Origin of the sequence: Buchnera aphidicola (Pemphigus immunis) (assembly GCF_964059115.1) — a bacterium.
Taxonomy (GTDB): domain Bacteria; phylum Pseudomonadota; class Gammaproteobacteria; order Enterobacterales; family Enterobacteriaceae; genus Buchnera_C; species Buchnera_C aphidicola_C.
Genome location: NZ_OZ060408.1, coordinates 439,508 through 466,031 on the forward strand (window position 1 = coordinate 439,508; position 26,524 = coordinate 466,031).

The 26,524-nt window shown below is 22.6% G+C and carries 17 protein-coding genes and 1 pseudogene; 17 read left to right on the plus strand and 1 reads right to left on the minus strand.

The genetic code is table 11. The features are described 5' to 3' along the window. Positions 1-57: 57 nt before the first annotated feature. The 10 genes and pseudogenes from prfB to tusA all read left to right on the plus strand — a co-directional run bounded on the left by prfB (position 58) and on the right by tusA (position 12,747). Positions 58-1,155 (plus strand): peptide chain release factor 2, encoded by a 1,098-nt coding sequence (gene prfB / locus AB4W77_RS01875; RefSeq protein ID WP_367681320.1) that lies wholly within the window; start codon positions 58-60, stop codon positions 1,153-1,155. An 8-nt stretch (positions 1,156-1,163) separates the two neighbouring features. Continuing rightward, positions 1,164-2,678 carry a lysine--tRNA ligase gene (lysS, locus tag AB4W77_RS01880; RefSeq protein WP_367681321.1) on the plus strand — a complete coding sequence of 505 codons (1,515 nt, stop codon included), beginning with the start codon at positions 1,164-1,166 and terminating at the stop codon, positions 2,676-2,678. An 83-nt stretch (positions 2,679-2,761) separates the two neighbouring features. Continuing rightward, positions 2,762-4,024, plus strand: a complete 1,263-nt coding sequence (gene lysA / locus AB4W77_RS01885; RefSeq protein WP_367681322.1) for a diaminopimelate decarboxylase — start codon at positions 2,762-2,764, stop codon at positions 4,022-4,024. Positions 4,025-4,070: 46 nt separating this feature from the next. Beyond that, positions 4,071-4,924 (plus strand): annotated as a pseudogene (gene lgt, locus AB4W77_RS01890) (prolipoprotein diacylglyceryl transferase). A 681-nt stretch (positions 4,925-5,605) separates the two neighbouring features. Next, on the plus strand, positions 5,606-6,928 hold the full coding sequence (miaB, locus tag AB4W77_RS01895) for a tRNA (N6-isopentenyl adenosine(37)-C2)-methylthiotransferase MiaB (protein WP_367681323.1): 1,323 nt from the start codon (positions 5,606-5,608) through the stop codon (positions 6,926-6,928). Between the two features lie 146 nt (positions 6,929-7,074). Then, positions 7,075-7,533 carry an rRNA maturation RNase YbeY gene (ybeY, locus tag AB4W77_RS01900; RefSeq protein WP_367681324.1) on the plus strand — a complete coding sequence of 153 codons (459 nt, stop codon included), beginning with the start codon at positions 7,075-7,077 and terminating at the stop codon, positions 7,531-7,533. 79 nt (positions 7,534-7,612) lie between these two features. Next, a complete protein-coding gene (corC, locus tag AB4W77_RS01905; RefSeq protein WP_367681325.1) occupies positions 7,613-8,482 on the plus strand; it encodes a CNNM family magnesium/cobalt transport protein CorC in 870 nt (289 codons plus the stop codon). Positions 8,483-8,791: 309 nt separating this feature from the next. Continuing rightward, the gene (gene leuS, locus AB4W77_RS01910) at positions 8,792-11,389 is read left to right on the plus strand and encodes a leucine--tRNA ligase (RefSeq protein WP_367681326.1); all 2,598 of its coding nucleotides are present in this window, start codon (positions 8,792-8,794) and stop codon (positions 11,387-11,389) included. Between the two features lie 66 nt (positions 11,390-11,455). Next, the gene (holA, locus tag AB4W77_RS01915; RefSeq protein WP_367681327.1) at positions 11,456-12,451 is read left to right on the plus strand and encodes a DNA polymerase III subunit delta; all 996 of its coding nucleotides are present in this window, start codon (positions 11,456-11,458) and stop codon (positions 12,449-12,451) included. Between the two features lie 53 nt (positions 12,452-12,504). Further along, a complete protein-coding gene (tusA, locus tag AB4W77_RS01920) occupies positions 12,505-12,747 on the plus strand; it encodes a sulfurtransferase TusA (RefSeq protein ID WP_367681686.1) in 243 nt (80 codons plus the stop codon). 351 nt (positions 12,748-13,098) lie between these two features. Here tusA and asd read toward each other — a convergent pair whose 3' ends face one another. After that, positions 13,099-14,208 (minus strand): aspartate-semialdehyde dehydrogenase, encoded by a 1,110-nt coding sequence (gene asd / locus AB4W77_RS01925; RefSeq protein WP_367681328.1) that lies wholly within the window; start codon positions 14,206-14,208, stop codon positions 13,099-13,101. A gap of 648 nt (positions 14,209-14,856) precedes the next feature. On the opposite strand from asd, the gene AB4W77_RS01930 reads away from it, so the two are divergent. From AB4W77_RS01930 to recB, 7 genes are all read left to right on the plus strand, one after another. Continuing rightward, positions 14,857-15,450 (plus strand): YhgN family NAAT transporter, encoded by a 594-nt coding sequence (locus AB4W77_RS01930; RefSeq protein WP_367681329.1) that lies wholly within the window; start codon positions 14,857-14,859, stop codon positions 15,448-15,450. 536 nt (positions 15,451-15,986) lie between these two features. Beyond that, on the plus strand, positions 15,987-17,150 hold the full coding sequence (locus AB4W77_RS01935) for a phosphoglycerate kinase (protein WP_367681330.1): 1,164 nt from the start codon (positions 15,987-15,989) through the stop codon (positions 17,148-17,150). Between the two features lie 47 nt (positions 17,151-17,197). Further along, on the plus strand, positions 17,198-18,277 hold the full coding sequence (gene fbaA / locus AB4W77_RS01940; protein WP_367681331.1) for a class II fructose-bisphosphate aldolase: 1,080 nt from the start codon (positions 17,198-17,200) through the stop codon (positions 18,275-18,277). 417 nt (positions 18,278-18,694) lie between these two features. Further along, on the plus strand, positions 18,695-19,564 hold the full coding sequence (mscS, locus tag AB4W77_RS01945; protein ID WP_367681332.1) for a small-conductance mechanosensitive channel MscS: 870 nt from the start codon (positions 18,695-18,697) through the stop codon (positions 19,562-19,564). A gap of 93 nt (positions 19,565-19,657) precedes the next feature. Beyond that, positions 19,658-21,520 carry an exodeoxyribonuclease V subunit gamma gene (locus AB4W77_RS01950; protein ID WP_367681333.1) on the plus strand — a complete coding sequence of 621 codons (1,863 nt, stop codon included), beginning with the start codon at positions 19,658-19,660 and terminating at the stop codon, positions 21,518-21,520. Between the two features lie 95 nt (positions 21,521-21,615). After that, a complete protein-coding gene (locus AB4W77_RS01955) occupies positions 21,616-22,986 on the plus strand; it encodes a hypothetical protein (protein ID WP_367681334.1) in 1,371 nt (456 codons plus the stop codon). A 48-nt stretch (positions 22,987-23,034) separates the two neighbouring features. Beyond that, on the plus strand, positions 23,035-26,523 hold the full coding sequence (gene recB / locus AB4W77_RS01960) for an exodeoxyribonuclease V subunit beta (protein WP_367681335.1): 3,489 nt from the start codon (positions 23,035-23,037) through the stop codon (positions 26,521-26,523). The last annotated feature ends 1 nt before the right edge of the window (position 26,524 follow it).

The window sequence follows — 26,524 nt, forward strand, 5'->3', positions numbered from 1 at the left end:
ATTTTTATAAATATAACTAAACTTTATTTAAAATAAATAAAAAAGGACAATAACAATATGTTAGAAATTAATTTCATAAGAAACAAAATAAAAGATCTTGATAAAAGAACAAAAATATTAGAAAAAATTTTAAAATATAATACAATAAAAGAACGCGTAACAGAACTAGATTGTGAGTTAACAAATCCCGATATATGGAACAATTCTCAACGAATAAAAAAAATCAATCAAGAATCTTTTCGATTAAAAAAAACCATTAATTCCATTAAAGAAATAAAAAAAAATATTAAAGAAATTATTCATTTTTTACATCTTACTATAACGAAATCAAACAAAAATGTTTTATATGATATTAAAAAAAAATTACAAATAACAGAAAAAAAGATCAATGTATTAGAATTTTATCGTATGTTTTCTAAAAAGCATGATCATTTAAATTGTTATATTGATTTACAAGCTGGATCTGGAGGTACAGAAGCCCAAGATTGGGCAAAAATATTACTTCGTATGTATTTAAAATGGAGTAATGAAAAAGGTTTTAAAACAAATATTATTGAAGAATCAGAAGGAGACATAGCAGGTATCAAATCAGCTACTGTAAAAGTTAGCGGAGAGTATGCTTTTGGATGGTTACGTACAGAAAACGGAATTCATCGTTTAGTTCGGAAAAGTCCTTTTAATGCAAATAATCGAAGACATACATCATTTTGTTCTGCTTTTATATATCCTGATCTAGACCATACTATTTGCGTTAATATAAACACTCTAGATCTACGCATCGATGTTTATCGAGCATCAGGAGCAGGCGGTCAACATGTTAATAGAACAGAATCTGCTGTAAGAATAACTCATTTACCTACCGGCATTATCACTCAATGTCAAAATGATCGTTCACAACATAAAAATAAAGAACAAGCTATAAAACAAATGCAAGCAAAATTATACCAATTAGAAATTCAAAAAAAGAAAATAGAAAAAAAAGAATTAAATGGTAATAAATCAGATATCAGTTGGGGACAACAAATACGTTCTTATATATTAGATGATTCTAGAATAAAAGATATAAGAACTGGTATAGAAACTCGAGATGTTCAATCTGTACTTAACGGAAAATTAGATCAATTTATCATAACTAATTTAAAATTAGGATTTTAGGAAAATATATGTTAAAAAAAACTGTGCAAAAAAATAAAATTCAAAAACCATTAAATCAAGAAGAAAAAATAAGAAAAAAAAAATTAATGGAAATTTGTCAAGAAGGATTTAATTTTCCAAATAATTTTAAACCTAACACAACTATTATTCAAATTCATCAACTTTATTTTTTAAAAACAAATGAATATCTAAAAACAAAAAAAATTGAAATTAGTATTGCAGGCAGGATGACACAAAAAAGAATTATGGGAAAAAGTTCTTTTTTTACACTACAAGATTCTGATGGAAAAATACAAATTTACGTTACAAAAAATATATGTCCTATTGATTTTTACTCAGACCAATTTAAAAAATGGAATTTAGGAGATATTATAGGTGTCACCGGTCATATTTTTAAAACTAAAACTGGAGAACTCACTATTTATTCACATACATTAAAATTACTTACTAAAACATTACGTCCGCTTCCAAATAAATTCCATGGATTATCTGATCCAGAAATTAAATATAGAAAACGCTACTTAGATTTAATTAGTAATGAAGAATCACTAAAAATATTTAAAAAACGTTCTAATATTTTAAATATAATCCGTAATTTTATGTTAGATAACAATTTTTTAGAAGTAGAAACACCCATGATGCACAGCATTCCTGGAGGAGCTACAGCTCGTCCTTTTATTACACACCATAATGCTTTAAAAATAAATTTATACCTAAGAATAGCACCTGAATTATATTTAAAACAATTAATTATTGGAGGTTTTAATAAAATATTTGAAATTAACCGAAACTTTAGAAACGAAGGACTGTCTACAAAACATAATCCTGAATTTACTATGATGGAATCATATGTTACTTACGCCGATTATAAAGATATGATGCAATTTACAGAAAATCTTTTTAAACATATATCTAAAAAAATAAATAATAGTACAAAAATATACTATGGGAAATATACATTTGATTTTTCTAAAAAATTTAAAAGATTAACTATGAAACAAGCTATTCTTTTATTTAACAAAAATATAACACCTTTAGATCTAAAAAACATAGCAATACTAAAAAATATTACATTAAAACTAAAAATTAAAATTAATAAAAATTGGAAATTGGGACATTATATTGCACAAATTTTCGAAAAAACAGTAGAAAAAAAATTAATAGAACCTACATTTATTACAGATTATCCAATAGAAATATCACCTCTTGCAAAAAGAAATAGTATTGATAATACTATTGCCGATCGTTTTGAATTATTTATCGGAGGAAATGAAATAGGAAATGGTTTTTCTGAATTAAATGATGCAGAAGATCAAAAAAATAGATTTAATGAACAAATTTTAAATAAATTATCCGAAAATGAACAACATATTTTATATGACAAAAATTATATTACGGCTCTTGAATACGGTTTACCTCCAACAGCAGGATTAGGTATTGGATTAGATCGTTTAATTATGATTTTTACAAATCAACACAGTATTAAAGATGTTATCTTATTCCCTACACTTCGTCCTCTATAGATTTTACTAATATATTTTATTAAACATAAAAATAAAAATTAATTGCATAAAAAAATATAAAAATAAATTAAAAAAGGATGTATATGACAATATTTTTTGAAAAAAATAAAAAATCTATAAATATAAAAAATATTATATCATTAATAAAAAAAAATCATACCCCAATATGGATTTATGATGAAAGAATAATACTAAAAAAAATAAAAGAACTAAGAAAATTTGACACTATCAGATATGCACAAAAAGCATGTTCAAATATTCATATTTTAAAGATAATGCGTAAATCTAACGTAAAAATAGATGCTGTTTCCATAGGAGAAATAGAAAGAGCTCTCGCTGCAGGATTTACACCAAAAAATAATGAAATAGTTTTTACAGCAGACTTATTTGACAGAGAAACATTATTAAAAATAGTAGATTTAAAAATTACTATTAATGCCGGATCAATAGATATGTTAGAACAAATTGGTAAAATTTCTCCTGGTCACCATGTTTGGTTAAGAATCAATCCTAAATTTGGACATGGTCATAATAAAAAAACTAATACAGGCGGCGAAAATAGTAAACACGGAATATGGAACACTCATTCCGCTTTAGAAATCATAAAAAAATATAAATTAAAATTAATTGGTCTTCACATGCATATAGGATCAGGTTCTAATTACGATCATTTAAAAAAAGTTTGTGATGCAATGGTAAATGAAGTCCTAAAATTAAAACAAAATATTTTATCTATATCAGCAGGTGGAGGATTACCTATTCCATATCACTCCAATGATACGAAAATCAATACAAAAAATTATTTTCAAATTTGGGATGAAGCACGTGAAAAAATCGTCCAATATTTAAAACATCCTATAGAATTAGAAATTGAACCTGGTCGTTTTTTAGTGGCCGAATCTGGTATATTATTAACAGAAGTTAGAGCTATAAAAACAATGGGCAGAAATAATTTTGTTCTTATAGATGCTGGATTCAATGATTTGATACGACCCACTATGTATGGTAGTTATCATCGTATATCTGCATTTTCTAACACTGGAACTTTAATAAAAACAGAAAAAAAAATCGATACTATAGTAGGAGGTCCATTATGCGAATCAGGAGATATTTTTACACAAACAGAAGAAGGAAATATTAAAACTAGAAAATTGCCTATCTTAAAAATAGGAGATTATCTAATTTTTCATAATACAGGAGCTTATGGTGCTTCTATGTCTTCAAATTATAATAGTCGACCATTAATTGCTGAAATATTATTTAAAAATAAAAAATTTTATACAATTAGAAAACGTCAAACTATATCAGATATGCTTAAATTAGAAACTCAATGTTGTGTAATATAATTTGTTAAATAAAAATCATTAAACATCAATAATAAAGAGGTCCAAAATGAATCATATTTATATACCATTTCCAAATTTAAATCCTATAGTTTTTTCCATAGGAAAAATTTCTTTGCATTGGTATGGAATTATGTATCTTTTAGGTTTATTTTTTGCTTTATATATAGGTAAAAAAAAAATAAAAAAAAACAATAAATGGACCCAAGAAGAAATAGAAAATCTTATTTATAATTGTTTTTTTGCTCTCTTAATAGGCGGGAAATTAGGATACATTATTTTTTATAATCCATCATATTACTTAAATAACATAAATAATATATTTAAAATATGGGAAGGAGGAATGTCTTTTCATGGAGGATTCATAGGAGTTATAATAGCTATATTTTTTTTTCAAAAAAAACAAAAAAACCTTTTTTACAAATTACAGATTTTATTGCTCCCTTAGTACCTTTTGGATTAGGAGCTGGACGTATTGGTAATTTTATTAATGGAGAATTATGGGGTAGAATTTCTACTAACATGCCTTTATCAATGTTATTTCCAGGATCCAAAGCAATAGATTTAATGCTTAGTGATTCAAATAAAGAACTACAAATTTTAATACAAAAATTTGGGTTACTTCCCAGACACCCTTCTCAAATATACGAATTTTTTTTAGAAGGAGTAATACTTTTTATTATCTTACATTGGTTTTCAAAAATAAAAACGAAAGAAGGAACTATTTCTGCAATATTTCTTATTAGTTATGGTATTTTACGTATTATTGCTGAATTTTTTCGACAACCTGATCCACAAATTGGTTTATTATTTGGCATTATCACTATGGGTCAAATCTTATCATGTCCAATGATCATAATTGGTATAGCTATAATTATTAAAAGTTATATTAAATATATATGATATATATCATAAAATAAATTACACAATAATATTTAAATTAAAAAAAATAAAAAAATATTAAAAATATTAATAAAAATAAATATTAACTTAAAATGAATAGGATGATAAAAATCATAATATTAAATGTTTTTAAATAAAAAAACTAAAACTCATATAAATATTAACTAAAATAAAAAATTTAAATAAGTAAATTTACCAAAAATATTGCGATATCATCTGAAATTTCTATCTAATATTATTATTTATAAAATAAAAATAAATATTCTTCTTTAAAATATAAATTAAAGAAGAATATTTTTTGTAGACAGGTGTAGTTATTCACCTATATAATTATTTTTAAATAATGATAACCTAACAAAATATTGAGAGTCCTAAAAAACCACTTTAATTATTTAAAAACCATAATCTATAATTTCAATAAAATATTAAATTTTTTATCCTTAAAAACGCAAAAATATCTGCATTAAAAAAACAGATAGTAATTTATAAAAAATAAAACATATTTTATATCATAAAAATAAAGTATGTATGATTTACTATAATAATTTTTTTTTAAAAAAATTAAAAATATACTTTATTAACGATAAAAATTAATATAATAAATAGTAAAAATGCTATATTTTCTATATAACAGTGTATTTAAAATATATCCATTAATAAAATTATAAAAAATTAAAAAAAATGAAAAAAAAAGTATATATAAAAACTTGGGGTTGCCAAATGAATGAATATGATTCATCAATGATTTTAGGCATACTAAAAAAAGAAGAAAATTATGAAGTTACAGAAATACCAGAAAAAGCAGATATTTTAATTTTAAATACTTGCTCTATAAGAGAAAAAGCACAAGAAAAAGTATTTCATCAATTAGGAAGATGGAAAAACCTAAAAAAAAACAAACCTAATACAATTATTGCTGTTGGAGGATGTGTTGCTACACAAGAAGGACAAGAAATAAAAAAACGCGCAAAATACGTTGACATTATATTTGGTACTCAAACTCTACACCGTTTACCAAAAATGATAAATACCTCCCGTATATTAAAAAAAAACACCATAGATATCACATTTCCTGAAATAGAAAAATTCGATTATCTCCCAGAACCATGTACTCCCAATATATCTTCTTTTGTCACTATTATGGAAGGATGTAATAAATATTGCTCTTTTTGTATTGTACCTTATACACGAGGTAAAGAAGTCAGCAGACCTTGTGACGATATTATATTTGAAATATCTGTTTTAGCTAAAAAAGGAGTAAGAGAAGTAAATCTATTAGGACAAAATGTGAATGCTTATAAAGGAAGCACTTTTAATGGGAAAATATGTACATTTGCAGAATTATTACGCATAATTTCAGAAATAGATGGAATTGATCGAATCCGTTTTACTACTAGTAATCCTATTGAATTTACAGATGATATAATTGATGTTTACCGCGATACTCCTAAACTAGTAAGCTTTCTACATTTACCAGTACAAAGTGGATCCGATAAAATTTTAAAATTAATGAAAAGATCTCATACTGTTTCAGAATATAAAACAATTATTAATAAACTATTGTACGTAAGACCAAATATTCAAATTAGTTCTGATTTTATTATTGGATTTCCAGGAGAAACTGAAAAAGATTTCCAAGACACCTTAAAATTAATTCACGATATTAAATTTGATATGAGTTATAGTTTTTTATACTCACCAAGACCAGGTACTCCAGCTGCTAATTTAAAAGATACCGTAAAAAAAGATACGAAAAAAAAACGATTATATACCTTACAAAATTTAATTAATCAACAAACCATATATTGGAATAAAAAATTATTAAACAGTATCCAATCAGTATTAGTAGAAGGTATTTCTAAAAAAAATATTATGCAATTATGCGGAAGAACAGAAAACAACAGAATTGTACACTTTACGGGATCACCTAATATGATAGGAAAATTCATAAATTTAAAAATAACTGATTATTATAGAAATACTTTAAAAGGACATGTTATCTAAATTTAAAAATAATTAAATAACACCTAAATATAAAAGATATATAAAAATTTTAAAAATATATTCTGATAATTTAAATATTACTCAAATATATATATCACACTTTATCAACATAGAAATTTTATGATATTAATCATATTTTTACAATAATGAAAAATATAATACTGGATATACAAATAGCCTGTTCAAATAAAATTTATAGACCAAAAAAAAAAGACTTTGAAATATGGTTAAAAAAAATTTTAAAAAGCCAAAAAAAAATATATGAAATTACCATAAGAATAGTGGATAAAACAGAAATAAAAAAAATAAATTTAAAATATAGAGGTAAAAAAAAACCCACAAATATATTATCATTTGCATATTCTGAATATGCAAAAAATAATATAATTTTTTTAGGAGATTTAATTATCTGCAATACTATCTTACAAGAAGAAGCAAAAATACAAAAAAAAATACTAAAATCTCATTGGGCACACATAATCATACATGGAACTTTACATTTATTAGGATATAGTCACGAAAATGATATTAAACAAAAACAAATGGAATTGTTAGAAACTGATATAATGCTTGAATTAGGATATAAAAATCCTTATTTATTTTGATAAACATATTAATGACAAAAATTACTTGTATTTAAAATCACATAATAAAACATATTTTAAATATATATATTGAAATACTATGAATGATGAAAATACACAAAATAAAGAAAATCGGAAAGGGTTTTTTTCTGTTTTATTACACCATATTTTCCATGACGAACCTAAAAATAAAGAAGATTTATTAAATTTAATAAGAGATTCAGAAGAAAATGAACTAATAGATCAAGAAACACGCGATATGTTAGAAGGTGTTATTGATATAACTAAACAACGTGTACGCGAAATTATGATTCCACGTTCACAAATGATTACATTAAAACCCAATTATAACATTAATAAATGTTTAAATATAATTATTAAATCAGCTCATTCACGATTTCCTGTTATGAGTAATGATACTAATCATGTCGAAGGTTTACTTATGGCTAAAGATTTACTATCTTTTATGCAAAAATCACAAGAAAAATTTTATATTAAGAATATTTTACGTCCAGCTATAGTGGTACCTGAAAGTAAATATGTTAATCATATGTTAAAAGAATTTCGTTTGAAAAGATATCATATGGCAATAGTAATAGATGAATTTGGAGCTGTATCTGGTCTAGTAACCATAGAAGACATCTTAGAATTAATTGTCGGAAAAATAGAAGACGAATATGATAACTCTGTAAATATAAATATTCTTCAATTAAATCAAAATACGTTTAGTATTAAAGCATTGACCCATATTAAAGAATTTAATGAAACTTTCAATACCCATTTTAGACATAAAGGCGTAGATACTGTCGGTGGATTAGTTATGCAAGAATGTGGACATCTTCCAAGAAAAGGGGATATTATCGATATTAAAGGCTATAAATTTAAAATACATACAGCAAATAGCAGACGCATTATACAACTCCATGTTAATTTTCCAAAAAATGTAGAAATAAATAAAATAAAAAAATAAAATGATATAATTATTTTGTATATATCTGTCAAAAATTTTATAATAAATTTATTTTATATAATACTTATTTTAAAAATAATTTTTTCTAGTTTCATATCTAATATGTACATTTTTTATAAAAAATATAAGTAAAAATAAAATAAATAATTTTATAAAATGTAAAGATATATAAAAATTAATTAATCAAATATATTCTAATTATTTATAAAATAAATACAATTTATATATATATTGTAATAATAAATAATGATTATTTTTACATTCTGCTTTAAAATAGAATTTTGTATTCTAATCGTATTAAATAATACCATGAAAAAAACATATCAACCTGAAGAAATAGAAAAATACGTACAAAATATTTGGAATAAAAATAATACTTTCAAAGTTACTGAAAATAAGGAAAAAGAAAAATACTACTGTTTAGCTATGCTTCCTTATCCCTCTGGTAATTTACATATGGGTCATGTTAGAAACTATACTATCAGTGATGTCATTGCCCGTTACCAAAGAATGTTAGGTAAAAATGTTTTACATCCTATGGGTTGGGATGCTTTTGGATTACCAGCTGAAGAAACTGCTATTAAAAATAATATATCCCCAAAATTATGGACTTACAAAAATATTAAAAAAATGAAACAACAACTACAATCATTAGGATTTAGTTATGATTGGAGTCGAGAAATAAATACTTGTGAACCTAATTTTTATAGATGGGAACAATGGTTCTTTACTAAACTATATAAAAAAAAACTTGTTTATAAAAAAATATCATTTGTAAATTGGTGTCCTGCAGATAAAACAGTATTAGCCAATGAACAAGTTATCAACGGATGTTGTTGGCGTTGCAATACCAAAATAACTTTACGAAATATACCACAATGGTTTATAAAAACAAAAAAATATGCTGAAGAACTACTCAATAACATTGAAAAATTAAAATACTGGCCTAAAAAAGTAAGAATAATGCAAAAAAATTGGATAGGTCGTTCTGAAGGATTAGACATTACCTTTAATATAGTCAATAGTAAAAAAAAATTGATAGTATTCACTACTAAACCAGATTTAATCATGGAAGCTACATATATCTCTATATCTCCTTTTCATGAATTCACACAAAAATTAGCAAAAAAAAATCAAGAAATAAAAAAATTTATAAAAAAATCATATGAAATTATGAATTCAAAATCCCTCATCAATTCTATACAAAATTTAGGAAAAAATACAGAAAGATATGTTATCCATCCATTAACAAAGACCCTATTACCTATTTGGATAAATAACTACTTATTAATTGATAATATAGTCAATGAAACTATTTCCATACCTTCTCATAATAAAAATGATTTGTCTTTTGCCATACAATATAAATTAAAAATAAAACCTATTTCTAATGAATCGAATTACTTTTTTTCTAAAATTATAAACCACAATACAATAAAAAAAAAGGAATTATTGAACCTTGAATCATCTAATAATTTAAAAAATAAAAAAAATACCTTAAGTATAACTGATTATTTAATTAAAAAAAGAATTGCACAAAAAAAAATCAATTATAAATTAAAAGATTGGACAGTATCTAGACAAAGATACTGGGGTACTCCAATTCCTATGGCAACAAATAAAAAAAATGAAATTATACCTATACCTGATGATCAATTACCTATTGTTTTACCTGAAAAAAATACCGTACAAGAAATTCAAAACTTTTTAAAAAAAGAAAAAGAATCAAACCAAATTAACATAAATGGTCAATCGTTTTTTCAAGAAACAGATACTTTCGATACATTTATGGAATCATCTTGGTATTACGTTAGATACACAGATCCAAATTTTAACGCAATGGTTAACACTAAAGCTGCTGATTATTGGTTACCTATAGACCAATATGTAGGAGGAATAGAACATGCTACTATGCACTTAATATATATTCGACTTTACCATAAATTATTACGAGATTTCGGATTAGTAAATAACGATGAACCAATAAAAAAATTATTATGTCAAGGAATGGTACTTGCAGATGCTTTTTATTTCTTAACTGAAAAAAATCAACGTCATTGGGTTTCTCCTAAATCAGTACAAGTAAAAAGAGATAAACATGGGAAAATTATACAAGCACATACTAAAAATGGAAAAAAAATAACTTATGCTGGTATGATAAAAATGTCAAAATCAAAAAATAATGGCATAGAACCAGAATTAATAATTAAAAAATATGGAGCTGATACTGTTAGGTTATTTATTATGTTTGCAGCACCTGTCGACGCTTCTCTTGAATGGAGAGAATCAGGAATAAAAGGAATCCATCGTTTTTTACACAAGCTATGGAAACTAATTTATCACCATGTAAAACAAGAAAATACTGATATTAATTTAAATCCAAAATTATTCACAGAAAAACAAAAAAAAATACGTTGTAAATTACATAAAACTATTATAAAAGTATCCGATGATATTAATCGACGTCAAACGTTTAATACAGCTATTGCAGCAATTATGGAATTAGTCAACAATTTCATAAAAAAAAATAAAGAAAACGAACAAGATACTGCATTAATGCAAGAAGCTTTAACAATTATTATAAAAATGTTATATCCATTTACACCACATTTTAGTTTTTTTACTTGGCAAATATTAAAAAAAAATAGTAATATACCAGATGAAATTCTATGGCCTGTTCCCGATAAAGAAGCAATATTAGAAACATCAAATATCATCGCAATTCAAATTAATGGTAAAACACGTTGCAAAATATCAATTAATATAAATTGTTCTAAAGAACAAATATTTACTCTAGTAAAACAAAATTCATTAATCCTCAAATTCATTAAAAATAAAAAAATTAATAAAATTATTTATATACCTAGAAAAATATTAAATTTAGTTATATCTGAAAATATTAAATGATACTCGTATATTTTTCATTTCATAAAAAATAAATAACGTATTAAAATAAAGGATAAATAACCTATTATGCATATAATTAATGCAGATAATTTAGAAAAATCTTTCCTCAAAAAACTAAATTATTCTTATTTACTTGTTGGAGAAGAAGAATTTTTTATTCAAGAAACTAAAATTTTTTTATTAAAATTCGCGAAAGAAGAACAGTATCTTGAAACAAACACAGTATACATTAAATTTGATATAGATTGGATAAACGTAATTAAAATGTATCAAAATATATGTATGTTTTCTAAAAAAAAAATTATAATTCTTATATACAAAAAAAATAATTTTGATAATAATTTTTTTAAAAATTTTATAAAAATATCTAAAATATTTAATAAAAATATTTTGCTAATAATACACTTAGAAAAACATACTACTAATTATCAAAAAAAAAATTTTTTTAATTTATCTCAAATAAAAACCACAATTATTTGCTGTAATAAAATTACATCTGAAAATTGGAACAATTGGATAGAAAAAAAAATAAAAAAAATGAAATTAAATATTCTTAAAGATGTAAAAAAAATGCTGTATAAAAACTACAAAGATAATTTATTCGCATTATCGAATATATTGAATATATTAATGTTAATTTATTCATCTCACAAGATTACATTAAATAAATCAAAAAAAATAATAGAAAATTTATCATTATTTACACCTGTAGAATGGATTAATTCTATTTTTGAAAAAGATAAAAAAAAGTCTATAAAAATAATACACAGATTAAGTGAACAAAAATACAATCCTATTGTGTTAATAAGAAATTTACAAAAAGATTTAATAACATTAATTTATATGAAAAAAAATAAAAATATAAATTACTATCTATTTTTAAATAAAAATAAAATTTGTAATAAAAGACATTTAATATTCATTAACGCTTGTATTGATATTGCAGATGACAATCTATATAAAGCAATAAAAATAATTACTAATTTAGAATTAAAAATAAAAACAGAATACAATAATAAATCATTATGGACACAATTAAAATTACTATCTTTACAATTTTAATATTATAAAAAATAATATTAATAAAAAATTCTTCAATAAGGATAATTATGTACATTAAAGAAAATTATATTTTAAATTTAGTTAACTTACGTTGTCCTGATCCTATTATGAAACTAAGAGAAAAATTAAGAAAAATAAAAAAACATGAAGTAATACTTGTAATAACAGATGATCCTTCTACCAAAAGAGAAATTCCTCAACTTTGTATTTTTATGGGACATACATTAATACACAGTGATATAAATAAAATTCCTTATCAATATTTATTAAAAAAAGGTAATACATTCAAAAATTAAAAGAATAATAGAAATTTTATCGATTGTAATAAAAAATTAAAAAACTGATTTCTTTAAAATATTACAATTATTAACATTATAAAAATTTTTATAATGAATTTACAATAAAACAGATTTCAATCAATTTTTTTATTGATTGAAATATTATCTAATTCAAAATTAGATATAAATTTATGTAACCATAATAATTTAAAAAAATTAATTTATAATATCTATTATTTTTATTTTATCATTTAAAAATTAAATGTTCATCTATTTATATATGTAAACTCTCATAAATATTTACCATATTAAAAATATTAAATTTTGATTAATAAAAAATTTTTTATCTTAATTATAATAGAAAAAGTGTCAGACTAATAATCTTAAGATACGACGCAGTGGTTCAGCAGCTCCCCACAATAATTGATCCCCAACTGTAAAAGCAGATAAATATTTTTTACCTAAACTTAACTTACGCAATCTTCCAACAGGAGTTATTAACTTTCCCGTAACTGCAGTAGGTGTCAGATTATGTAAGGTGTCATTACAATTATTAGGAATCACACGTACCCATTCATTATGACTAGATAAAATTGTTTCAATTTCCGATATTGAAATGTCTTTTCTTAATTTTATAGTAAAAGATTGACTATGACAACGAAGTGATCCTACTCTTACACATACACCATCAATGAGAATTTTATCTTTAGAACCCAATATTTTATTAGTTTCTATTTGTGCTTTCCATTCTTCTTTAGTTTGTCCGTATTTTACATGTGTATCTATCCAAGGAAGCACGCTACAAACCAAAGGTACCTGAAAATAATCTTTTGGTAATATCTCTGACCGAGTAACCTTAGTCACTTTTTGTTCAATGGATAAAGGTGATACACACTTACTTTCTAATTCCTTAGATACCGATGTATGCACAGCTCCCATTTGATGTAACAATTCCATCATGTTTTGAGCACCACTACCAGAAGCTGCTTGATAAGTAGAAACGGTTACCCATTCTATTAAGTTAGAAACAAATAAACCACCTAAAGACATTAACATCAAACTAACAGTACAATTACCACCTATAAAATTTTTTATACCATTATGTATACTTTTCTCTATTATATTTTTATTTACTGGATCTAAAACTATGACAGAATCTTTTTTCATTCTTAATGTGGAAGCAGCATCTATCCAATAACCACTCCAACCTATTTCCCTTAATTTATAAAAAATAGCATTGGTATATTCTGCTCCTTGACAAGTAATAATAATGTCTAATGCTTCCAATGCTTCAATGTTATAAGCATTTTCTAATTTAGATTGAATAACTCCTTGTATTTTAGGACCAATTTGACCTTGTTGAGATGTAGAAAAAAAAACAGGAACAATCTTTTCAAAATCGTTTTCTTCACACATTCTATTTAGTAATACTGATCCTACCATCCCTCTCCAACCTATAAAACCGACTTTTTTTTTCATTTTTTTACAATATATTAGATTAGTTTTTATTTATAATATAATAAATATTATATAGACTCTTATTTAAAAAAATAAATATAAATTTATCAAAATAGTAATTTTATTTATCTTAAATTTTATCATTCTTACAATAAATAATTAGATTATAAAACATATTTTAAAATAAATAAACTAACTATATTATATATTTACTATTTTATCCTCTATTTTTAAATAATACTTTATGTTAACCTAACATTATTTATTTAAAGTTTATTATGAATAAAATATTAACCATATAATTAAATAAAAAAATACGTATTATTTAAAGTAAAGCAACTAATTATTTTATTCTTAATTTATTGTTAATAATTTCATATTAAATAAATAAAGATATAAATTAAATATTGTATTAAAAAATTTAATTACATATATCCTATGCATTATATATATAAAGTAATATATTTTTAATAATCATAAAAATATATTACTTTATATATATAAGACATAAAAAGTATATATTATTAAATAATTTATATAAAAAATTATATATATAATAATTATATAATATTTTTAAGTTAAAAAGTAAATTCTATATACATATAAGTCAAAATACAGATTAAAAAACATATAAATATATTAATTCTAAAAACAGGAAAAACACCAAAAATGACTGAAATAATTTCTGCAACTATACTATTAATATTAATAATGGATCCTCTTGGTAATTTACCTATTTTTATGTCAGTTTTAAAAAATATTGATTCTAATCGACGTAAAATAGTTTTAATTAGAGAAATGATTATTTCTTTATTAATTATGCTACTGTTTCTATTTGCAGGTGAAAAAATATTAACCGCCCTTAATTTAAGAACTGAAACAGTATCTATATCTGGTGGTATTATTTTATTTTTAATTGCCATTAAAATGATTTTTCCTTCCGAAGAAAATGTTAATAATGTTATCAATTCTCATGAAGAACCTTTTTTAGTACCTTTGGCAGTACCACTTATCGCTGGACCTTCTTTATTGGCAACACTAATGCTATTATCACACCAATACCCTAATAAAATATTATATTTATCCGGAGCATTAATTATAGCATGGAGTACAACAGTAATAATATTACTATTATCTGAATTGTTTTTACGTTTATTTAGTAAAAAAGGAGTAAACGCTTTAGAAAGATTAATGGGTTTAGTATTAATTATGTTATCTACCCAAATGTTTCTAGATGGAATTCAATCTTGGTTTCAACATTAAATTAAAGATAAATGCAATACAGTAATCTTAATGAATAAAATTAATAAATATATTATGTATAATACATATTTATAACTTATTATAAACTACATTATTTTATATAAATATTATATATAATATTTTTTATATAAATATTATATATAAATAAATTTAATTTATTTTAAAAAAATATATTATTTATAAATCATCTTATATCAATAAATTAGTTTCATTTAAAATAAAATAAATAAATTTATTTTTAAAAAATTGCATTACATATTAATAATATAATAATCTTTATATAACAAAAAATAAATAAAATATTTATAAAAATATAAAATTAAAATTCAATATGTTAATATCTTTCAATCCTTATATTCTCAACAACATGTATATATTCAATATAATAATAATCAAATTATGATATAATTCATATTTTAATAATTATTTAAATTATAATTTAATAATAATGAAATTATAATTCAAATAACGAAAAATATTATATTAATAATAACATATTTAAAATAATCGATAAAATAATTAAAAAGAGCCAATATATGATACATCTGTCCGATTTAGATATTTCTAATAAACGTGTCCTGATAAGATTAGATCTTAATGTACCTATTAAAAATAATATTATAGAATCTGAATCCCGTATTCTTGCAGCGTTACCAACAATTCAATTTGCATTAAAAAAAAACGCAAAAGTTATAATTATGTCACATTTAGGAAGACCAAAATACGAAAAATACGAAAAAAAATTATCCTTGTTTCCTATTTATAAATATCTCAAAAAAAAAATAAAATATAATACAGTCAATTTTACTAACGATTATCTAAATGGAGTCAACATTAATGCAGGTGAATTATTAATTCTAGAAAATGTAAGGTTTAATTTAGGAGAAAAAAATAATGATGTTTCTCTATCTAAAAAATATGCTAATTTATGTGATATTTTTGTTATGGATGCATTTGGAACATCTCATCGAATTGAATCATCTACTTATGGAATAGCAGAATTTGCACCGATATCGTGCGCAGGTCCCTTGTTAAAATCAGAATTAAAAACATTAACTCAAGCTTTAAAAAATCCTAAACGTCCTCTAATAGCTATTGTAGGAGGTGCAAAAGTTTCTACAAAATTTAATATTTTAAATTCACTAACAAAAATAGCAGACACTATTATTGTAGGAGGTGGAATAGCTAATACTTTTATAGCTACTGATTACTCGGTAGGAAAATCGTTACATGAACCAAAATTTATAAATCAAGCTAAAATATTAAAAGAAAACAATAATATCGTTATTCCTGTTGATTCAAGAGTAGGAACACACTTCAGTAAAAATAGTCCTGTCACAATAAAAAAAATCAATGAAATCAAAAAAAATGAAGAAATTATGGATTTCGGAGATCAAACTATAAAAAATATGATTCATATTTTAAAAAAAGCTAAAACTATTCTTTGGAATGGACCAGTAGGAGTATTTGAATTCCCAAATTTTAGAAAAGGAACTGAAATGCTAGCGATGACTATTGCAAATAGTCATGCATTTTCTATAGCAGGAGGCGGCGATACATTATCTGTAATAGATATGTTTAATATAAAAAAGAATATTTCATATATTTCAACTGGAGGAGGTGCTTTTTTACAATTTCTTGAAGGAAATACTTTACCAACAGTAAAAATATTACAAAAAAGATCGCTAGAAAAAATATAAAAATTATTTTTATAAATAATAAATAATTTGTTAATAGGAAAACAACTATGTCAAAAGTATTAAATTTCCTAAAACCAGGAGTTATTTTTGGTCATGATATTCAAAAATTATTTCAATTTGCTAAACTAAATAAATTTGCTATACCTGCAGTAAATTGCATAGGTACAGATTCTATTAATTCCGTATTAGAAACAGCAGCCGAAATTCAAGGACCAGTAATTATACAATTCTCTCACGGAGGATCCTCTTTTATATCTGGAAAGGGTATAAAAACAAAAAAAACAGAAGAACAAGCCATTATAGGAGCTATTTCCGGGGCTCAACATGTACATTTAATGGCAAAATATTATGGAATACCAGTAATCATACATACTGATCATTGCCATAAAGAAATACTACCATGGATAAACGGATTATTAATATCCAGTGAAAATCATTTTAAAGAAAATGGAGTACCACTTTTTTCATCACATATGATAGATTTGTCAAAAGAAAAAATAGAAATAAATTTAGATATTTGTGCTAAATATTTAAAAATTATGAAAAAAATGAACATTTTTTTAGAAATAGAACTTGGTTGTACTGGAGGAGAAGAAGATGGAATAGATAATAATCACTTACATAGTTCTTCTTTATATACTCGTCCTGAAGAAGTAAATTACGCTTATGAAATACTACATTCTATTAGTCCATACTTTACTATTGCAGCTGCCTTTGGTAACGTACATGGCGTATATCAAACCGGAAACATTCAACTAAAGCCTATCATTCTAAAAAAATCACAAGAATATATTAGCAAAAAACATAACTTACCACATAATTATTTAAACTTTGTATTTCATGGTGGTTCTGGATCATCTGAATTGGATATTAAAAAATCTATTGAATATGGCGTAGTAAAAATGAACATAGATACAGATGTACAATGGGCATCATGGAAAGGTATATTAGAATTTTACAAAAAAAATAAAAGTTATTTACATAATCAACTTGGCAATCCAAATGGAAATAACGAACCTAACAAAAAATATTATGATCCACGTATGTGGATCAGAGAATCTCAAACATCAATGTCTAAATATTTAAAAAAAGTTTTTCAAAAATTAAACGCTTGCTATACTTTATAATTGTTTTTTTAATTCCATTTTTATTAAAGTAAAATTAGAGGAGAATAGAATTGTATTCTCCCTGATTTTTTAATCAATAAATAAAAATTCAACTGCATTAAGTTACTCACTAATAATACTATTAATTAAAATAAATAATCAAATATATATTATAAATCACATAAACTCATATACTTACTTTTTCTTGTTTTTTCAAAAAAAATAAAATATAATTTTTAATATATTTTAAAAAATACACTAAATTATAAAAAAATAAATAGAGATATAATTATTAATACCATAATATCTCATATACTATTTTTTGTCTAAAAAAGAATACCTATTTACAAAAAATATACTCATATAAAATATTACTTTATCATCTATATTTTTAAATCTGATAATATATTAAAAAAAAGCGAACTAATAAGGACAAAAATGGAAGACTTAAATGTAGTGAATGATATTAATCATGCTGAAAATTGGTTAATACAAAATCAGAAACTACTACTTGGATATATAATTAATCTTACTTCCGCTATTGTTATATTAATAGTAGGATTATTTGTTGCAAGGATCATCGCTAATGGAGTAAATAAAGTTTTACTTACTAGAAACATCGATTCAACTATTTCTGGTTTTCTTGCAGCCTTAGCTAGATATGTTATAATTACATTTACCCTCATTGCAAGTTTAGGTTGCATTGGTGTACAAACTACATCGGTAATTACTATACTGGGTGCTGCTGGTATGGCCATAGGATTAGCATTACAAGGATCTCTATCCAATTTTGCAGCAGGTGTTTTATTAGTAACACTTAGACCTCTTCGCACCGGAGAATATGTAGATTTAGGTACTGTTGCAGGAACAGTCACAAATGTACATATATTTTATACTACATTACGTACTCTTGATGGAAAAATAGCTATTGTACCAAATGGGAAAATTGTATCCGGAAATATAATCAACTATTCTAGAGAACCTGCTAGAAGAAATGAATTTATTATTTGTGTCTCTTATAACTCTAATATTGACTTAGTTATTAATATACTACATGAAGTTATCAATACCGATGATAGAGTTTTAAAAGATCGAGGTGTAATTATTGGATTAAGTGAATTAGGACCATTTTCTCTTAACTTTATAGTAAGATGCTGGAGCAATACAGATGATCTTAATATAGTTTATTGGGATTTAATGGCTAAATTCAAAAAAGCTTTAGATTCTAATAATATTGACGCACCTTATCCTAAAATAAATGTTCATGTTTATAAAACAAAAAAACCTTTTAAAAAAAAATTTAAATAAATTTAATACATATTTAATTTTGAATTACTTATCAAGATTAAAAATATATTCGTAATTATCTCTTAATTTTATAATTAATAAGATTAAAAAATTATGTTCTTAATATATAAATCCAACAGATTAGATCTTCTTATACATCAAGCATGCAATATTATTAAAAAAAATCCGTTATCCAATCCTCTACAAAACGAAATATTTTTATTAAATAATATCGAAAATGCCCAATGGATTAAAATTTGCATAGCAGAAAAATTAAAAATATCGGCGAATATTAAATTTTTTACAATATCTGATTTCATATGGAAATTATTTAGAATATTCATTCCAGATAATATTCATCTTAAAAAATTACATAAATCTAACATTATATGGAAAATAATGACATTAATAGAAGAAAAAAAAATTACTAATTTAATTAATAAAAAAGATTCTCAATTAAAAAAATTTATATTTGCATCTCATGTATCAGAATTATTTGATCAATATTTAATTTATCGTCCAGATTGGTTAGACTCTTGGGAAAAAAATAATAATTTTATTAACTTCAAATCAAAACAAAAATGGCAAAAAAAATTATGGAGAACATTAACCCTTGATTATATAAATAATAAAAAGCATTTTAATATTTTAGATTTATTACCTATGTTACTAAAAAAAATAAATATCTCAAAATCTACCTTTAAATATATTCCTTTTAGATTTTTTATTTGTAATATTTCTGATATACCTATATCCTATCTATCTATATTATATTCTTTAAGCAAATATTACCAAATATATTTATTAATGACAACACCTTATATAAATCATAAATTTATTACAAAAAAAGAAAATAATAAAACACAATTAAATTTATCTCTTTATTCTAAAGAAAAATACTACAATTTATATGAACAATATTATCAATTAGGTATTATAGATCAAGTCAACCCAATATTATTATCATGCGGACAATATGGATATGAATATATTTGCTTTTTATTGTTAATGAAAAATAAGTATATCAATTGTTATACAAATACTTATAAAAATAATTTATTAAATATAATTCAAAAAAATATTTTAAAATCAACAAAAAAGAAAAAAAATAAAAAAATCACAGATAAAAAAATAAAAAAAATCATATTTAATCCTAAAGATAAATCTGTTTCAATACACATCTGTTATAATCTACAAAGAGAAATTGAAATACTACATGATAATTTATTATATATATTAAATAAAGATTCTTTAATTCTACCAAAAGATATTATTGTTAAATCTTTTCAATTAAATCTATATATACCTTTCATTAACAGCGTATTCAATTCTACGTCTACAAAAAACCGTATTCCTTTTATCATTTATAACGAATTATCTAATAAACATCATGAAATTATATCAGTTTTTAATAAATTATTACATTTAGAACAAAATAGATTATATAATCAAGAAATATTTAACTTATTACAGATATCTGAATTAGCAAAAAAATTCTGTATTGATAATAAAGATCTATCTATATTATTTACTTTAGTATGTAAATCAGGAATCAGATGGGGTTTAGATCAAGAACATATTAAAAATTTATCATTACCAAATAACGTAAAATACACATGGGAATATGGAATAAAAAAAATAATGTTAGGTTATTCAATAAATAATAAACATGTTGCTTGGAAAAACACTTTTCCATATAACATAGAAAACAAATCTAATGTTAAATTAATATGCAAAATTATAAATTTAGTTAAAATGTTACATAAATGGAAAAAAAAATTATCAACACCAAAATTGCTAAAAACATGGTTGCCTTTATGTCGTCAATTAATAAATGATTTTTTTTATAAAAGTGATGATACAGAAAATATATTTAACAAAATTGAAGAAAAATGGATAAAAATCATCCATACTGGAACAAAATTAAATTATAAAAAAAAATTCCTATTTCAATATTACGAAACAAACTATCCTTAAATAATTTTCATTATAATAAGAATTATAAAAATTTATTTTCTGGACCTGTTATTTTTTCTAATTTTTCTGCACTACCTACGATACCTTTTAAATTTATGTATATTATCGGTTTTAATCACAAACATTTTCCAAAAAAAACAATATCACAAGAACTCAATTTAATACAAAAAAAACCAAGAATATGTGATCCTAATAGATATAATCAAAATCGATATCTATTTTTAGAAACAATTCTTTCTATAAAAAAATACCTATATATCAGCTATATAGCTGAAAATAATTCTTTTTCTTCAACAAATTATCCATCGATATTATTAGAAGAATTAATAAATTTCATTACTAATAATGTTTATATTATAAAAAAAGAAGGGAAAAAATCAAATCAAAATTCAAATGATGTTTTTTCATCATTATGTCATTTACATACAAAAACAGCTTTTAATATAAAAAATTTTATAAAAAATAATAATTATCAAAGTTTTGATGCAACATGGTTAAAAATAATTAATTCAAAAAAAAATAAAAAACACGAATTGGTAAAACCAATTCCACACATAATAAAAAAAGATATAAACTTTAAAAATTTTTTATCTTTTTGGAATAATCCTATTCGTTACTTTTTTCATAAGCAACTTAACATTCAACTCAATTTGAAAGTATTCAAAAATACAGAAAATTTTCAACCTAACGCTTTGGATCTTTATAAAATTAGATCACACTTAACAAAGAAATTAATTGAAAATAAAGATACATCTGACATTTTTCAATATTTTACTGATATTGGATTATTATCCTATGATAATTTTAGTTTTTCTTTCTTAGAAAAACAAAAAGAAAAAATTACATCTTTAGCAAAAAAAATATCTGTAATAAAAACATTACCTGTTATCAAAAAAAACTTTAATATTAAAATACATAATTATTATTTGCGAGGTTCTCTATACGAAATATATAACATTGGTCTCGTTCGTTGGAAACCCAAAATACTTAATTTAAACGACAGCATGCAATTATGGTTAGAACACTTAATCTATTGTTATTTAGGTGGAAAAGAAAAAAGCACAATGTTAGGAATGAACAACAGCAAATGGAATTTTTACAATATAGAAAAAGAAGAAGCTTATCGCTATATCGAACTATATGTATCTGGATATATAGAAGGGTTAAAAAAACCTCTATTGTTAATTAAATCAGGTGCTAACTGGATCAATATAATATATGACAAAATTAACAAAAAAATAATACTAGATAATAAAATAAAAAATAAAGGTTACGCAAAAATGCTCAGTACATGGCACGGAAATCAATATCATATTGGCGAAAAATGCGATCCCTATATAAAAAAAATTATTCCAATATTAAACAAAAATTATATTAATGATATATATCATATATCAAAATTTTGGTGGATTCCTATATTAAATTATCAATTAATTAATGAACATTACAATATACTTAATATTTAATTCATCAGGTAATATATATTTTAAATAACAAATTAAATTTATTTTAAAATGTGCAAAATAAAAAAAAAATTAGATATATTAAATATATCTCTACATGGAAAAAAAGTAATAGAAGCTTCTGCTGGAACTGGAAAAACATTTACTATAATTATGTTATATCTAAGATTACTATTAGGAATAGATAATCATACTATAAATACACGTACATTTTCAGTAAAAGAAATTTTGATTGTAACATTCACTAAAAATATGCAAGAAGAGTTAAGAAATAGAATTAAAAAAAATATTTATAATTTTCGTATAGCTTGTATAAAAAAAGATAGTAAAAATACCTTTTTTAAGGAATTGATATCTAAAATTACTAATTTTAATTATACCAACATGTTACTACTAAAAGCAGAGCATCAAATAGATCAAGCAGCAATTTTTACGATTCATGGTTTTTGTAATCATATCTTAAGTATACATCAATATTCTTCTAACATATATTTATCAAGAAAAATTCTAGAAAACACGTATCCTCTATATTTTCAAGCAACATGTGATTTTTGGAGAAAAAAAAGTTTTTCACTATCTATTACAATTTCAAAAATCATTTCTCAATATTGGAAAAATCCTGAATCACTTTTAAAAGATATCTTAACAATATTAAAAATTTCTCCTAAAATTATTAAACCTATATTAAAAGAAGCAAAAACGATTACCGAATACCATGAAGAATTAATAAAAATAATTAATAATTTTAAAAAAATATGGTTAACAGAAAAAGGGAAAATTGTACCATTAATAATTCATTCAGATATAAATAAAAGGATATATCATAAAACTAATCTATTAAAATGGATAAAAAAAATTACAATTTGGGCCAATGAAAATACAGAAAACTATTTCATACCAAAAGAACTTAATTATTTTAAACAAAGTTTTTTATACGAAAAAACAAAAACAGGAACAATTCCTAAATATATTTTATTTGATAAAATCGATTTTTTTTTAAAAACAAAATTTTCACTAAAAGAAATTTTCTTATTTCATGCATTAACCGATATTCCAAAAATTTTAAAAAAAGAAAAAGAAAAACAAAGATATTTAGAATTTGATGATTTATTAATTTTTCTTTCAAATTCTTTAAAAAAAAATAATTTATCTCAAATAATATGTAAAAAATATCCAGTAACATTTATAGATGAATTTCAAGATACTAGTAAACTACAATATAGTATATTCAAAAAAATATATATGAAAGAAAATAGTTATCTACTAATATTAATAGGAGATCCAAAACAATCTATTTATAGCTTTCGCGGAGCTAATATATTTACCTATTTACAATCTAAAAATGAAATCAAAGAACACTATTTCCTCGATACAAATTGGAGAGCATCTAATGATATGAATCATAGTATTAATTTACTTTTTACTCAACATAAAAATCCTTTTTATTTATCTCAAATTCGTTTTCAACCAACATATTCCGGTAAAAAAGATATAAAATTTACAATTAATGGAAATAATCAACCAGCATTACGTTTTTTTATGAAACAAGGAAGAAACATATGTATTGATGAATATCAACAATGGATCGCTAATAAATGTGCTCAAAGTATAGCTGAATGGTTAGAAAAAGGAAGAAACGGTAAAGCTATAATAAAAAAAGAAAATAAAACTGTTTCACTTCAAGCAAAAGATATAACTATCCTAGTTAGAAACAAAAATGAATCAGAAATAATAAAAAAAGCTTTAAGTGACGTTAACATTAATTCTTATTATTATTCTGATAAAAAAAATATTTATAATACCATAGAAGCAAAAGAACTACTTTGGATACTACAATCTATTTTATATCCACATAAAGAAAAATTACTTAAAAAAGCCATGTTCACCAACATATTACAATACAACATTAATGAAATCGAAAATGTAAATAAAGAATATGATTTCTGGTCATCATTAATAAAAAAATTTAATAAATATAAAATTATTTGGGAAAAAAAAGGAATCTTTAATATGATCAAAAAAATTTTCACAAATCATATTAAAAGAAATAATACATATACAAATAGTCAATCTAATATTTTTATATTATTACAATTAGCTGAATTATTACAAGAAAAATCCAGAAATATTACAGAACATAATTCATTAATTTTTTGGTTAAAAAATAAAATTTTATATTCAAATGATAATTTAAAAAAAAAATATATCAAACCATTTTATGATAAAAATTCTATAAAAATTGTTACTTTCTATAAATCTAAAGGATTAGAATATAATATCACATGGATACCTTTTTCTATTAATTTTTTTAAATCAAAGTATATCTTGTACCATAATAAAAAAACACTACAAACAATATTTGATTTAAATAATAATGAACAAAAAGAAAAAAAAGCAAAAATAGAATACTTATCTGAAGATATAAGATTATTATATGTTGCACTGACACGATCTATATTACACTGTAGCATAGGAATTGCTCCCGTAATAAAAAATAAAAAAAAAGAAAAAGATTTTACAGATTTACATAAAAGCGCATTAGGATATATTATTCAATCAGATAAAATATATAATTCCGAAGAATTACTTATTATATTAAAAAAAATTAGCTCAAATAAATGTATTGAACTAATTTTAAATTTTAAAGAAAATAAAAAGTTTAAAATCATAGAAAAAAAACATAAAAATACTTTATCAGTACAAATAAATAAAAATATAAATCATCATTGGTGCATCACCAGTTATTCTGCATTAAAAAAAAAACAAATATCAAAAAAAGAAAAAAATATTATCTCTGGTGAATTTTTAATAAAAAATAAAAATGTGATTAAGAACAAAGAATACAATATTCACAATTTTCCCAAAGGGAAAATATACGGCACATTTTTACATAATATTCTTAAAAAACAAAATTTTAAAAAAATAGATTTAATATGGTTAAAAACAGAATTAAGAAAAAATAATTTAAGTGATAAATGGCTGTCAATGTTATCAGAATGGATATCTAACATTAGTAAGACTCCGTTAATAAATAATGAATTTTATTTATCCAAATTAAATATGCAAAAATATATTAAAGAACTAGAATTTTATTTATCAATTAAAAATACTATTACTGACACTAAAATTAATAAATTAATGAAATTTTATGATTCTATTTCTAAATCATCTCCTAATTTAAAATTTAATTCTATTACAGGAATTTTAACAGGATCCATTGATTTTGTATTTTGTTGGAAAAAAAAATATTATTTTATAGATTACAAAACCAATTGGTTAGGAAGTTCTTATCATTTTTATGATAGCAAAAAAATAAAATACCACATGATAAAAAACAGATATGATTTACAATACCAATTATATAGTTTAGCACTACATAGATATCTACAACAAAAAATTAAAAATTATCAATTTAATTTACATTTTGGAGGAATATTTTTTTGGTTTTTACGCGCAATCGATAATAATAACAAAAACAAAGGAATATTTTATACTCTTCCTAAAAAAATATTTATTGAAAAATTGGATCAAATTTTTTAAA